The sequence below is a fragment of the Microvirga ossetica genome, from assembly GCF_002741015.1.
Taxonomy (GTDB): Bacteria; Pseudomonadota; Alphaproteobacteria; order Rhizobiales; family Beijerinckiaceae; genus Microvirga; species Microvirga ossetica.
The window spans coordinates 120,057-133,420 of sequence record NZ_CP016621.1 but is presented as its reverse complement, the minus strand read 5'-3'; the positions used below and the strand labels follow the sequence as shown (position 1 = coordinate 133,420).

General features: G+C 62.2%; 14 protein-coding genes. 2 read left to right on the top strand and 12 right to left on the bottom strand.

What is annotated here, in order from left to right:
• Positions 1-45: 45 nt before the first annotated feature.
• From BB934_RS46535 to BB934_RS46520, 4 genes are all read right to left on the bottom strand, one after another.
• The gene (locus tag BB934_RS46535) at positions 46-375 is read right to left on the bottom strand and encodes a helix-turn-helix domain-containing protein (RefSeq protein ID WP_099516295.1); all 330 of its coding nucleotides are present in this window, start codon (positions 373-375) and stop codon (positions 46-48) included.
• Between the two features lie 97 nt (positions 376-472).
• The gene (locus tag BB934_RS46530) at positions 473-1,447 is read right to left on the bottom strand and encodes a hypothetical protein (RefSeq protein ID WP_099516294.1); all 975 of its coding nucleotides are present in this window, start codon (positions 1,445-1,447) and stop codon (positions 473-475) included.
• Positions 1,448-1,456: 9 nt separating this feature from the next.
• Entirely contained in the window at positions 1,457-4,384 is a 2,928-nt protein-coding gene (locus tag BB934_RS46525) for a DEAD/DEAH box helicase family protein (RefSeq protein WP_099516293.1), read from the bottom strand.
• Positions 4,385-4,813: 429 nt separating this feature from the next.
• Entirely contained in the window at positions 4,814-5,395 is a 582-nt protein-coding gene (locus BB934_RS46520; RefSeq protein ID WP_157934783.1) for a recombinase family protein, read from the bottom strand.
• 148 nt (positions 5,396-5,543) lie between these two features.
• Here BB934_RS46520 and BB934_RS46515 point away from each other — a divergent pair, with 148 nt between their 5' ends.
• Positions 5,544-5,795 carry a hypothetical protein gene (locus BB934_RS46515; RefSeq protein ID WP_099516291.1) on the top strand — a complete coding sequence of 84 codons (252 nt, stop codon included), beginning with the start codon at positions 5,544-5,546 and terminating at the stop codon, positions 5,793-5,795.
• Between the two features lie 297 nt (positions 5,796-6,092).
• On the opposite strand, the gene BB934_RS46510 is transcribed toward BB934_RS46515, so the two are convergent.
• Both BB934_RS46510 and BB934_RS46505 read right to left on the bottom strand, forming a co-directional pair.
• Positions 6,093-6,674, bottom strand: coding sequence for a hypothetical protein (locus BB934_RS46510; RefSeq protein WP_099516290.1), 582 nt, complete (start codon positions 6,672-6,674; stop codon positions 6,093-6,095).
• A 17-nt stretch (positions 6,675-6,691) separates the two neighbouring features.
• On the bottom strand, positions 6,692-7,021 hold the full coding sequence (locus BB934_RS46505) for a hypothetical protein (protein WP_099516289.1): 330 nt from the start codon (positions 7,019-7,021) through the stop codon (positions 6,692-6,694).
• A gap of 194 nt (positions 7,022-7,215) precedes the next feature.
• On the opposite strand from BB934_RS46505, the gene BB934_RS46500 reads away from it, so the two are divergent.
• A complete protein-coding gene (locus BB934_RS46500; RefSeq protein ID WP_099516288.1) occupies positions 7,216-7,566 on the top strand; it encodes a GapR family DNA-binding domain-containing protein in 351 nt (116 codons plus the stop codon).
• Positions 7,567-7,690: 124 nt separating this feature from the next.
• Here the strand turns inward: BB934_RS46500 and BB934_RS46495 are convergent, their stop codons facing one another.
• From BB934_RS46495 to BB934_RS46470, 6 genes are all read right to left on the bottom strand, one after another.
• Complete coding sequence (locus BB934_RS46495; protein WP_099516287.1) at positions 7,691-7,993, bottom strand: hypothetical protein; 303 nt, start codon at positions 7,991-7,993, stop codon at positions 7,691-7,693.
• 85 nt (positions 7,994-8,078) lie between these two features.
• Positions 8,079-8,609: a hypothetical protein gene (locus tag BB934_RS46490; protein WP_099516286.1), complete on the bottom strand. Its 531-nt coding sequence runs from the start codon at positions 8,607-8,609 to the stop codon at positions 8,079-8,081.
• Between the two features lie 378 nt (positions 8,610-8,987).
• On the bottom strand, positions 8,988-9,374 hold the full coding sequence (locus BB934_RS46485) for a DUF6262 family protein (RefSeq protein ID WP_099513992.1): 387 nt from the start codon (positions 9,372-9,374) through the stop codon (positions 8,988-8,990).
• Positions 9,349-11,655: a tyrosine-type recombinase/integrase gene (locus tag BB934_RS48355; RefSeq protein ID WP_157934460.1), complete on the bottom strand. Its 2,307-nt coding sequence runs from the start codon at positions 11,653-11,655 to the stop codon at positions 9,349-9,351. The genes BB934_RS46485 and BB934_RS48355 overlap by 26 nt, the downstream gene beginning before the upstream one ends.
• A complete protein-coding gene (locus BB934_RS46475; RefSeq protein ID WP_099513993.1) occupies positions 11,646-12,833 on the bottom strand; it encodes a tyrosine-type recombinase/integrase in 1,188 nt (395 codons plus the stop codon). Before BB934_RS46475 ends, BB934_RS48355 begins: the two co-directional genes overlap by 10 nt.
• 144 nt (positions 12,834-12,977) lie before the next feature.
• Positions 12,978-13,256 (bottom strand): hypothetical protein, encoded by a 279-nt coding sequence (locus BB934_RS46470; protein WP_099516285.1) that lies wholly within the window; start codon positions 13,254-13,256, stop codon positions 12,978-12,980.
• Positions 13,257-13,364 lie beyond the last annotated feature (108 nt).

The window sequence follows — 13,364 nt, the reverse complement described above, 5'->3', positions numbered from 1 at the left end:
GCGGCATCCCAGCCGCCTTTTTCATGCCTCGTTGTCGTCGCCGTGTCAGGCCACGACTGCGGCCCTGCCCCTCGGCTTGACCTCCCTCACCTCAACGATCACCTTGCAATTGGTTTCCAGCCCGGCTTCCAACGCGGCCATCGCCAGTCCGACGATGTAGGGAATGTCCCGGCTTCCCCACTCCCAACGCTTGACGGTGGACTCGTCCACGTCGAGTTGCTTCGCGGTCTGACGGAGGCTGAGTCCTAGCCTTGTGCGGAACGCGAGGAAGGAAGCCGGGTCAATCCTCTTCACGCTCTTCATCTTGACCGGAACCGCTTTGGCCGTGGCCTTCCTTTTCGTCCTGGTCTGCTTCGTCTCTACTGCCTGTGCCATCCCTGTTCCCCCTTTGCTGTCTGTCGGCGGTTCTCTGATTTCTTGAAGGGGGCGACTGGAGCCGCCCACTTCATGGTTGTCGTCGTTTCCCGCGTTATCAAGCGGTCATGCGGGCCGTGGGTTCTTTCCTCCCTCCACGGCTACCCCTCTTTGCCTCGAAGGGATCCTGTCCTGCCTCCGGGGCGGTTGCCTCGGGAGCCTTCGTCCTGCTGGCCCTCTTCGGCTTGCCCTCCAGCGTGTCAGCCTTCGGAGCGTCGGGTTCCGGCGCATCCCCGAAATCCGGTTCCTTCCCAGTGGCGTTCAGCCCCTTGAGGTTCAGCTTGCCGCCCGTCCTCGGAGCTGGAGCCTCGGCCGCGACGGCCTCGGGCTTCACCTCGGGAGCCGGCTCCGGGGCGGCTGCGGGAGCCGTCTTGGGATCGGCACCGACGAGCGTCAGGTAGCTGCCATCGACGGTCGGGTCCTCGGCTGCGGCCACAACATCGGGTTCCGGCCTGACAGGCTCCTGAATGAGCGACAGATAGCTGTCGTCCACCTCGGGCTTCGCCGGCGCGGCCCCTTCGGCCATCTCGGACGCGAGGGCAGGGTCCACGCCGTGCGCCATCTCCTCCACGGTGCGAAGCCCCTCGATCGCCTCGCCGCCGCGAAGGTGCTGATTCAAGACATCCTTCTCCGCCCTGCGGATGATCTCGCACTCATGCGCCGTCAGGTCGTCGGCCCAATACTTGGTCGATCCCTTGAGACGCTTGCCAGCGGCCTCACGATCCGCGGGGGAAGTGGCGTTGATGTAGTCCTGCACGTCCTGCGCCTCCAGCCCGGCTTCGACGCGCTGGTCCGGGGTCATGTCGAGCTCGTCGCCGTTCTCCATGACCTCCGTGACCTCTTCCGCGACTTCCTCGGTGACGGCCTCCGCGACGGGCTCCGCCGCACCGCCGCCACCACCAGCACCGTGAAGGCCGACGAGGCCAGTTCCACCGCCTCCACGACGCGGAGTGCCGAAAGCCCTTGCGAGGCTGTTCCTGGCCTTCCTCATCACGTTCACGGCCGCTTTCGCCAGCCACTTCAAAATCTTCATGTCGTCCCCCTAGGTTCGACCCACAGCCAAGTGTGGGTGCGTTTTGCCTCCGCCGTCAATCAGCCGGCAGGGAAAGCCTGGAGGATTCGCGCGCAAGGAAGAAACTGGCCTCAAGGATTCGATCCTGCGTCCGGGGCGACGGACCAAGGACTTGTCGCGGCGCGGCTTCGGCTCCTTCCACCACGGCGGGTTCGAAAGCGTCCGGAGGCCGACGAAGAATGGCATCCTCTCGGGGGTGATGATCTCGAACTTCATGAGTGCGGCAGCGGCGTGTGCCGGCAACGCCACGGCTGGCGGATCGGCCACATCCTCCACGATCTCGTCGCCGTCCTCGACCGTCTCGGCGGCAACCACCGTCCCGATGCCGCCCACGTCCTCTAACGCAGCTTCAAGAGCGGGAGCGGCGGCGATCTCCGTCACGACCTCTTCCACGACCAGCGGCGCGGGAACGGCCACTGGCTGGGCGACGACCATCTGCGTGGCGACGGCAGGAGCGGGGAGGGCGTATGCGACCTCGATCGAGTGCGCGGCCGGCAGGAACGCCATGACGCGACCCTTCACGCGCTCCGGGGTGTCACCGGGGCGGAGCCTGATCCACCCTGCTGCCTCTTTCCTATTTCCCCCAAGGGAATACGTCACGCGGAGCCAGGTTTGCCCGTAAGGCGACTCATAATGAATCCCTTTATGATCCACCACACACTCAAAGGCGCGATCGTCGCTGCGGTCCGACTTCGCGGAGCGGACGGCCTCGGGCGACTTGAACAGGTGCGGGAACGCGTCCACCACGTCCTGCGCCCGGTCTGGAATGAAGCCCTCCGACTGCATCCTGTCGAAGCGGTCGGGAACAATGTCGTTCCACTTCGCCAAGCGGTCGGGGATGAGGCCGGGAACCGGGATGTTCGTGAGAAGCACGATTTCGCACGGATTGTCGGCCCCGCGATGCACCGGACGGACACGCGCGATTGCCTGGCTGATCTCGGCCTCACGGATCATGCGAAGGATTCGGGTGCCCCGGTCGTCGGGGTGGTAGGACACCTCGCTCTGAACCTCCTTGCCCCTCTTGTCCTTGAGCGTGACCTTCCTCTTCGGCAGGAAGGCATTGCCCTTCTCGTCGCGCTCGATGAAGGTCAGTTCGTCTTCGTCGGCGTAGAAAATCGCCCTCATCTCGTTTTCGAGATCAAAAGCGGCTGGCTCCGGACGGCCGGCGAACACTCCCCCAGCGGCGTGTTTGAACTTGTCGATGCCGCGCAACGCCCCGAAATGGCCCGTCCCAGCGGCGTAGCGGTCGGCCTCCTTCGTCCCGGGAGCCGGGATCTTCAAGCCCTCGATGTATGAATCCTTAATCGACTTCTGGACGACGAACAGCGGACGGCGATCCTCGTCGGGTCCGCCGTCAGCAATCCTGTCGGCCAGGCGGTCGGCCATTGCGTGGACCGTGTTCAGCATCTCCTGCTTGCGGATGCCCTTCGAGAGCGAATCCTTCGATCCTGTCCGGTCCTGGCACTGGATGACGGTGACGTTTCTCCATTCGGCGGCGATGCGATGGAACTTGGCACCAGGCCAGAACCGCGCCGTGATGATCGGATCAGCGTCAGCGTCGATCAGGACGACGGGCTTCTTGCCCTGAAAGCGCGACTCCTTCGACCAGTGGAGGTCGAGTGTGTCAACGATCCCGATCTGGGCGAAGCTCTTCTTGCCGAAGACGAGTCCGTTGGGTGCGCCGTTGCGCTTGGTCGCAAGCTCTTTCGCAAGGATTCGCCACACCCGGGCGAAACCGAACGCCTCCTGGATCTCGGCCCTCTCCAGGAAGAAGGCGCGACGCTCGGGCTTCATGCCCGGGGTGATCTTCACGTCTTCAAGACGCTCGTATTCCGTGACGGCGAGCTCGTCGCACATGCCGGGGTTGAAGCCCACGGTGCGGAAGTCCCCGAGGGTGACGTGACGGCCCTCTTCACGCGCCATTGCGACGGCCTCGTTGAATCGGCTGACACCTTCGTAGAGGGTGTTGTCGATCACGGTCTTCTCGTCCATCCGCTCCTGGCGCGTCTGGTGCTTGCGACGGCCGCGAATGTTCTCGTTCTTCTCGCGGTGCTTCATAAACCGCGCGACGTTGACGGACGAGTGCTTGGTCAACGTTCCGTTGGCATTCTCGTCAACGATCATGGCATCCACGTTATCCAGCACGTCCAGGTTCAGGGACAGATACTGATGCGAGGCGATCAGCAAGCCGCCAGCCTTCCTGTCGTGCATCTGACGGAGATACAGGCACTGGTCCGCGAACTGGCAACGCTCGATGACCTCGCCCTTGTCGTTCTTGAGCTCGCACAGGGTTTTCTTCACGTTCATCCCGAGGCCGGCGACGATCTCGGCCGCCTTGGCGATCTTGCACATCTTGTCGTCGGGTCCGGTCGCTCCGGGAACAAGCTGGGAGCGGCCGCGGAGGACGCGGGCGTTGATGCCGATGGCCTTTGCCTTCTCTTCCAGTTCCACTCCGAGCTCCACGGACGGAACCGAGTAGAGGACACGGAAATCGGGGAAGTCCTTGAAAATGCCGGCCAGGAGCGCGAGGGCTTCGGTGGACTTGCCGAGTCCCGCCTCGGCGGCGATGCACAGGACCGGGGGTGCGCCGCGCTCGTCCTCGGGCTGCTCCCTCCAAGCGAGGAAATCGTTGCGCCACTCGATCAGGAGCTTGCGGAGCAGCACCCCGGCCTTGTCGCGGGGAAGACGCTCGATCGCGTCCATCAACCCGTATGCGTCGGCCTCGTCCGTAACGATGGCTGTGTTCTCGCCGGCGGCTTCCTGCTTGGCCTCGTCGGCAATCTGCTGGAGGAAGCCACGATCGCTGTCGAGGTCGATAAAATCGAGGCCGGGATTGGCCTGTGCCGGATCGGTGAAGGTCGTCCTCTTGCCGTTGGAAATCAAGGAAACGGTGGGCATCTCGTCCTTTCTCGGACGACGGGACCGTCAGTGAGGTTCGGTCAACGATGCCGCGAAAAACGTTGTCAACGGCGGGCCTTGAATCTTGCCATCATCGGCAAAATACCCTATCTATTGACTTACGCGGGGTTCGGAAAACGGCTTGGTAACCCGTTGCCCGAAACCTTTCGCAGAGGAGACTTCGTAGACTTCTTCTCTGAGGGCCCTATCGTTCGTTCGCCTGTGAAACGTCGAAACGGTAGTGCTTTCGAGCCTCGCACCAAAGACACGAGGGCGGCCTGTTGGAGCAGGTCGCCCTTCTTTTATTGTCCGAGAATTTGTTCGGCGCAACCGCCGATGCGATTCCAAGCCACGGAAAACATTACGGATTTCGAAGCATCTCCGACAGGGCAGGGGATCGGACCCTAACCCTTTGGTGACTCAGGCGATTCAGGCCAATGCCTCTGCGGGCTTGCGGAAGTTCCGGATGATGGTCGTCCGATGGACCCCGAGGGCATCTGCGATCTTCTGCGGCACCGCTCCCTTCGCCAGCATCTCCATGGCGACGCGCTGCTGCTCGTCGGTCAGCTTCTTGGGACGGCCCATCGGTGGCCCGTCCTCATCAGCCGCCTTTCTCGCGGCAGACCGACGCTCCTTGTTGAGAACGCGCCCGACCTGCGCGAAGACTTGTGCCGCTGCGGCCAGAGCCATTCCGGCCGGCGAGTTGGCGGTGAATCCTTCGGCCAGGCTCTCGAAGCGAACGCCCCGGGAAGTCAGCGTGTCGATCAATCGGATGATTTCCGGCACGGATCGGGCGGCGCGGTCGAGGCTCGTCACCACGAACGTATCCCCAGCGCGGCATTCCTTGATGGCTTCGTTCAGGTTCGGACGGGCCTCGGCCACACTGAAATTGAAGTCAGCGAAGGTGTGCACACAACCCGCCGCCTTCAACTGTTCCAGTTGACCTTCTCCATCCTGATCCGGTGTCGCCGCCCGGCCATACCCAATCCTGCGTCCCTTTTCCCCCATCATGTCCTCCTGTCCTTGCATGGACGTTTGTGATCCCCGCCCTCGGTACACAGCACAAAAGAAGTCTGTCCCGGGGCCGTGCAAAAGGAAACACTTTCGCACGATGAATCTTCCTCGTATGACGTGCGCTCAACATCCAAGGAGAGCGCACGTGAAGCTGGCAGGGGAAGAGTTCATCAAACAGGCCGCGGCCTTGAGGGGGCAGAAGAAGTTCCAGGAGGCGATTGCCCTGATCGACGCACAGATCAAGGCGGGTGCCATCGACCCGGACATTGTGATGACGGCCAACCTTCAAGGTTTCTATGCCGCGCAAGAGGCCGGAATGGATGATGAGGCGCGCCGCTTCGCAAAAGCGATTGAGGCGGAGGATCCCAACGTGCCTTCCATCCAGGACTACCTTTGACAAAAAAAGGCCCGCTCCGAGGGGAGGGGCCAAGTTTGGTGTCAAAAGGGAGGTGGATCGTCAGCGTGGCTCACGTTTCGGGATCAATCCTGAGCCCGTGCCTCGGGCAGCGCAAGCCGGCGATGGCGAAAGGATCGCCGCCGGCACAAAGAGAAAGCCCGCTGGCGCGAACCAGCGAGCTTCTCTGCGAAAGGAGGTCACTTGACCGATCCGACCGGAGGAATTGCCGCATTCTCCGACGTGTCGATCACCACACCGAGGATGAAGGTCGCCCGTTGCCGTTGCCGGCGCAACCCATCAAGCGACCAGTTCCAGTTCGTCAAAGAAGGTGTCGATCTCCTTCGCGGTTTCGCCCGACCACGCGGCGGCGAAAATCGCATCCAGGAGTGTTTCCTTTGGGACTGGCTTCCCCTCGAAAATGCAGCCGCACCAGTTGGCGAACAGACGTGCCCTCCGTTCGTGCGGCTCCCGATAATACTTGTAGGCTTCGAGGAAGAAGGGCTGGAGCTCGTTCTCGATCGCCTCGATGACGTTCCCGGGGAGGCGGCGTTCGAGACCGTGCCAGGCTTCGTGATACGCCGTCGCCACGATCTCGGGAGGGCCGTCGTGCAGGGACAGAAAGATGGTGTTCGTGCGATAGGAGCAAACGCCCCGATTGTAGCAGCCCTTCCACTGGAGGTCTGGAGCGACGACGACGGCCATCCAAGGCGCGATCGTCTGGCAATGGCTGACGGCTTCCGCAACGATGCCCTGATGAAACGGATCGACTTCGCCGGCGAGGCAAGTGACGTTCCCCAGCACGTAGGGAGCGCGATGCTTCACCGCCGCCTGGCCGGGAGCGTAGACAGTCACGTCATTGAGCCATCGCCTCTCGTCCATGCGTCGTTCCCTTCCCCCTAGTGAAGTCGCCGCGCCGGCGTGAAGTGTTTTCGGTTGTGTGCCATCGCATCGAGGACGCGGGAAGCCTCGGCCATCTCGGCGTTCGCCTCCTGGTCCGTGTAGGTCGTCATCGGCCCGACGAGAACTTGCTTCCCGTCTTCGTGGCGTTCGTGGACGACCCAAAAGCGCACGTTCCGGCCGTCCTCTGTCTCGCCAGTCCCGTAGGCGACGGCTTCCATCGGCAAGCCGCCCGGATGCTGGCACCCGACGAGCTGGCCGGGTGTCAGCTTGGGACTGCCGATGCCTCGATGGGACCGGAAGAGCGGTGGCGTGATGCGATTGGTCATGAATCCTCCCTCGTTGTCGTGAACGTCTCTGGAAAGCGTGGGGGAGGGTGGTGGTGAACGCAAGCTGTTTCTACGCTCACAGCGTAACCAGCGGGGAGAAGGAAGGAACAGTGGCCGGCCCTCTCGAAAGCGTGGTTGTCACCTAGAGCCGCCGGCTCTATCGTCCCGGCATCGCAAGGGTAGGGATGCCGTAGATGAGCAGCAATCAGGCGAGGCACCCCGCCGCCGACTTCCTCCAAGGCTACGTTGACCGTCTCGTTGACCTTTGGCGCGAACGTGCCAAGGTCAGCCGCGATCTCAAGGATGCGCGCAAGGCCAATCCGGCCGGCGTTCCGGCACTCCAGAAGGAAATCCGTTCGATCGACGCGGACATTCGAAAGGTCAGGGCGGAAGCGGCTCAACAGGGCTTCGCAGTGAAAGCGATCGAGATCGTCGCCCGGGAGTCGATAGAAACCGAGGCCCAGCGGCGCAAGCGCGAGGAACTGGAGATCGTCGTGGACCTTTACCGCAAGGCACTCGGACTTGGAGGCCGGAAGCTGGTGTAGCCACTTGAGTGGCCGTTTCACGGCTTTCCGGTCCTGAATACGAACATGCGCCTACGGATTCATGGGTCTACAGCGGAGATTTCGGGTCGGGTGGTATGATCCCCTACCCCCGCGAGACTTCCATTCAGCCGAGGGCGTAGGCCACGACGGCCGCGACGTTTCCGAGGATGGACACCGTTAGGAGGACGGACAGGATCCGGATAATGCGGTTGCGGCTGCGGATCTTGAAGGCACCGCGTTCCGCGCCAGTGATCGCCTCCGCGAACGCGTGGTAGTCGTCCTCGGTGTAGGGCTTCCTCTCTTCCTTGGCCGGGACGAACTGCTTCACGTAATCGTCCCCGGTCGGCCCGTCGTCCTTCCGGGTGCCGTCCACGTCGCCCCACTCGGCGTTCAGGACCTCGAGGTCGGTGTTTGCGGTGTCGGTCATGGTGTTGTCCTCCCTTACCTTATGGAAAAGGACCCGAACCATAGGGTCGAGTCCTTGCCATCAGTGGCGGTGTCGTCCGGTTCTATCAGGCGACCTTCGCCATCTCCCGGGAGCCGGCCGAGAGCTGCTGCACCGGAGTATGACGCAGGGTCCGCTTGGGGCCAGCGAGTGCCGGGTTGCGGGAAGGAGCGGAGAGAGCGTGAACCGAAGCGGGTCCGGTGACGTTGCGGGTTGCGTAGACGAGGCCACCGCGCTTCACCGTCTCAATGACTGCGGCACCAAGAAGGACGGCGAAGCCCAGCATCATGCCGACGTTGGCGAACAGCCGGAGTCCGGTCTGGTCACTGCCAGTCCAGTATCCGAAGAGCCATTCCGGGCTGATGTGACCGAGCATGTAGAGAGCGCCGGCAACCGCTACCAGCGGCCACGCGGTGCGGATGAGGCCCGTAGCGTCCGTGCCAGACGGAGGCGTAACCGAAACCTTCGTGACGACGAGGACATTCGGCTCGATACCGTCCGATCCGGCCTCGGTGGCGACACCGCTCTGCACGGTCACGCCGTCCTGCTCGGTCACGGATACAACCTTCTTGGTCGTGCTGTTGGATACTGCGCTCATGGTTCGTGGCCTCCCTTTCGTTGTAGTTGCCAGAAACCAGTCTGCTTGTCGGCGGACTCGGGGTCTAGGGGCAAGTTACGCCCACAGCGTAGTTGGGCCATGTAGCCACAGGAGGGGCAGTCGGCTAAGCCATTGAAATAATTAATTAATTTTCGCATTTACCTGGAGGTGTTCTGTAAATCCTTAGGCAGGCCAGGCGATTAGACCTGATTGACATGTCATCCATGGGCATTTGCGATCGAGGTGCCACCGCCATGCTCGCTGTCAAGAACAGGCCTGCGGCCTGCCGCCTCCGGCGGGGCCCTGCGGGCCTTCTTGACCGCTCCGCGTGCCGGCGGCTTGGGGTGTCCAAGCCCTGACGGCTTTGCCCGTCATGGCTCATGACGACCCATAACGTGTCAACCGGCTGCGCACCTCAAGAAGCTCGGTCACGGCGCGCTGATGGCGGCTACGCCATTCCTCTGCTTCGCCGAGCGCGCGCTCATAGCGGCGATCCAGCTCCATTTTCTGCTGGCGGACCTCGGCCAGCTCCGACTCCAGCCGCTTGACCTTGTTGCGCAGCGCCACCTCGATCGTTGCGGCACGGCCCGCCGAGCGAACCCGGACCTCCTCGCCATCGACCGTCACAACCTGCTGAAGCGCTGTCGTGCGAAGTTGCTGGATCACCTCCTTGAACTGGCGGTAAAGGTACTCGCGGCTGACGTTGGCGCGCTCGGCCACGGTCTTGAACGAGATGACCTCACCGTTCCGGCGCATGGTGCCCAAGATCTCTTCGACCGCACGCCGCTTGGTCACACTCCGCTGCCGCGCCGCTGCCAGCAGCCCGCTGGTATTTTCGAGCCTGTCCACTGAACGTCCCCTCCGCCTTGATCGTCTTGATGATGGTCTTGACGTTCGCAAGCCCCTGCTGGGTTCGCTCCATCCGCTTGCGACCGATGTCAGCCATGCGCCGATGGCCGTCGTGCTCGAAGCCTTCCACCTCACCTTTGAAGCGGGTGAGGCTGGCAGCCATGGTGCGCATTTCCTTCTCGAAGAACGGCAACTGCCCGATATCGGCCCGGAAGTACGTGCACGTGAAGCAGGCTCCGTTGTGTTCGCACCATTCACCGATCTGGCCCGGAAGCGAGCAGAGGCCGCCGGGGACGTCAACCGCCAGAGTGGCACCCTTGCGCAGCGCCAGTTCGGCGACCTTGTCGTCGACCTCGCCCTTGATGGAGATGAACTTGCCACCACCCTTCTCGAGGACAGCTTTCTTCTTCAGCTTCAGACGCTGATTGACGTAGATCAGGCTCATGTCGGCCGAGGCATGGCCGAGTTCCATCTGGATCATCATGATGTCATAGCCGGCCAATGCCAGTTCGGTGCCGTAAAAATGGCGCAGGTCATGCCAGCCGAACTTGTAGATGCCGCCGTCCTTGTCACGAATGCCTTGGCGGATGATCCACTTCGCGATCACGTCCCGGGTGTGCCCTGGACTGAGATGGACTTCGGCATCGCCGAGCCTGTGCGGGAACAGGTATTGTGTCTCGCGCCGCCATGCTGTCCGGACGTCGTCCTGCTGCTCCTGGATGGCCTGGATGACCAGAGCATGGGCAGCATCGTTCTTGTGCAGCGGCTTGGTGTTCCAGCGCTTGACCTTGGACTGGTAGAAGGTCAGCAGCATGAAGTCGGCATCGTCCGGATCCGGTGCCAGGCAACCGAACGCAAGGGCGTGCAGGTCGATGGACCGCATGCCCGTATAGCGGGCGATGATCAGAAGACGTTTACAGACAACCGGCAGGGAGTCGAACCTCAGGAAGATCTGCTCAATGACCTCCTCGGGCACCATCGCGTCTTCGAGATTGCGCGCATATTCATGCGTCCGGGGATGATAGCTACGAACCCTGCGAACGTTCCTCTTATCGAAGACAAGGCGGCGCCAGCGGTATTCCGGGAGGTAGGCGGAGGCCCATTGGACCATGTTGAGCGGGTCCGTATACCAGTTCTGCCCGGTAAAGCCCTTGTCGTTGCCCCATGACAGGAACGTATGCTCGATGAACTCCTGTGTGATGTGTTCGGGGCGAGGCGAGGAATGAAGACTGTACAGGCATGCCTCGATCTGTCCCAGGGAGGCAATGTAGGATGGCAGAGTGCGCGGCGAGAGTTCCTTGTGCTCGATTTTGTTGAGAACGTAGCGCCGCGCTACGGTGCGCAGCCACGGAAGTTGAATGCGGAAGAAGCTGAGATAGGGTGCTTTGGACCGCGTCACCGGAACTTCATCGGCGGGATAAACATCCTCCAGGAGAACCAGGTCCCTGGCCTCCACCGGCTTGGCTTTCTCGCGCAAGAGGATGAGGGTGAACACCAAGAGGTTGGCCACGGCACTGGCCACGGGCCCATAGGCTGTCTCGTGGATCGTGGCGTCCCGACGCCATTTGAGCTTCGTGGGGCGAACCGAGTATTCCCTCCCTGCCAGCCAATTCTCAAACAGGCTCCGAAGGGGCGTGCTGCCGCAGCCTAAACCGCTCTCGATAGGGCGACCGAAGTCGATCAGGTGGCGGACCGCAGGTGCTTGAGTGGATGCAAGGTCAGCACAGAAGGGAATCAACTGAATCGCTCGCGTGTACCAGCGGTAGTGCCGGCTCTGTGGCCGTGACAGGCGCCAGGCAAAAAATGCCTTGAGCTCCGTCTTGTAGAACTCCGGCACAGCGGCGAAGTCGAAGCCAATCCCACCCAGCAACTCATCGGACAGCGTTTGTCCGCGCTGCCGGATGATGGATGCCGGGCGGCCCTTTCTGCTGCGTTCTCCATGGGTGTTTCTCTCAACACAGCCACTACTGGGCCCAATCTCCTGGGCGTCGCGGAGGATTTGAGCGTGCCGCGCCCCGCCATAACTGTCCGGCGCGTATAACGCGGATCCGGCGTCGATCCCGAAGCATTCCCGAAGCGTATGGAAGCCCCACAGGTCTCGTTCGAGCAGGGCAGGGTGCAGGGCGGCCAGAAAGGCTCGCAGGCTCCCAAGATACGCGACGTCCGGATCGTAGCTTCGGGCGAGCTTCAGAGCCATTTGAGCTTCTCCTCCGCCAGGCCGATACGCCTCAAGTCATTCAGGCGCTCTTCGACCTCCGTGTGGTTCCTGAGCTGCAGCTTCTTGTACTCGGCATTGAACAGGTGCTTGTAGATGGCATTGGTCGTCTGCGGGCTGGCATGCCCGAGGCGGTCAGCGACATCGAGCAGGCTATAGCCCTGAGCGATCGCCTCGCTGGCATGGGTGTGACGGAACATGTGCCAGGTAAACGCAATCCCCGAGTTCCGGACCAGACGCTTTTGAATGTCGTAGGCGTTGCTCTCAGACAGCCCGCGGCCGATTTGCGCTTTGGCGATGTTGCAGAACACATAATTCGTGCCGGTCTCGAAGGCCGGAAGGTATTCGTCGCTGGCGACATAGTCCTCATACATCGTCATCACGAAGTCGAGCACCGGGATCGGCCGCGCCCTGCCGTTTTTGACGCGCGCCTTGTTCTCGTGAAGGCGGGGCGTGACCCAGATGACGTTCTCCTCCAACCGGAAGTCCTCGTGCAGCAGGCCCCGGGCCTCGCCGATCCGGATGCCGGTCGTGTACAGGAGGACCACCAGGAAGGCGTCGCGCATGAGGCTGGCCGCCTCGATGATCTTCAGGACCTGCTCGGGCTTCAGCCGGTGGTCGACGGCCCGTTTGGCGGAGGCCGCCTTGGCCTTGTGGTCCGACCGGCTTTCGGTGCGGCGCCGCGGCTTGCGCTGTGCGATATGAGCCAGGAAAGGCTTGTAGGCGTCGGGATGATAGGCGCGCGGCCTCTCGTCATTGCCAAAGATCAGCGCGGCGTGGCGCATGTCCAGAAAGGTGTAGAAGGCCTTGATCGCAAACAGGATCTGGTTGTGCAGGCTGGCGGAAACGTCCACGGGTTCCGGGCGCAGCGGGATGATGTTGAGGGCGATCTTCAGATCCAGGATCGGGCCATGGCGGATCAGCGCGGGAATGAAGCGGTCGAGGTCCAAGGGTGTGATCTCCCGGAAGCTCTTGCCCATGGCCGCGAGATAGTTGCCCAGCCGGACCACGTGCCGGGCATAATGGGCGACGGTGCTCGGGGCGTGATGGCGCGCCTCCAGGTAGATGACGAACTCGCGGATCTCGGTGACGATGGCGTCACCGTCATAGGCGGTCCAGGTGACGTGGCCGCTTGGGAGGACGCTGCGCTGCAGGTGCATGGGCCGTCATCCGCGTCGTTGATACCTGATGGTACGACTGTCAGGGACCAGCGCCAAGCGTCCAAAGGGGTAGGTCGATCACGTCGTTGACATGACCAAGCGACCTAGAGGTATTCGCATAACATTCATTTTGACAAGAAGTCATTACGCGCTTACCTCTTCAGCAGCGAAAACCGCGACCACGCCGCGATCCATCATCACGACTCCGAAACCGGCCATGCTCTGGAGCTTCTCAGCCTCGTACGGATCGAGAGCACCGATCAGGTCTTGAATGCCATCCCGCATGGCGAGACCACGGGTGAATGGGATTTCGCCTGGATCCCGGTGAGGCTGCCAATCCGCATTCGCCATGAGCATTTCGGTAAGCTGCCTACCGTTGGGATCGTCCACGTTCAGGATCACCATCACGGCGTTCGCAGGCATCCGCCCGTTGTGGCTCAGCCGTCCAACAAAATGCGTGATACGGTCGGCTTGGACCCGGAGCACATCCCGGCTGCCACCTTGCTGACCGCGTCAATGACAGCAGTCGCA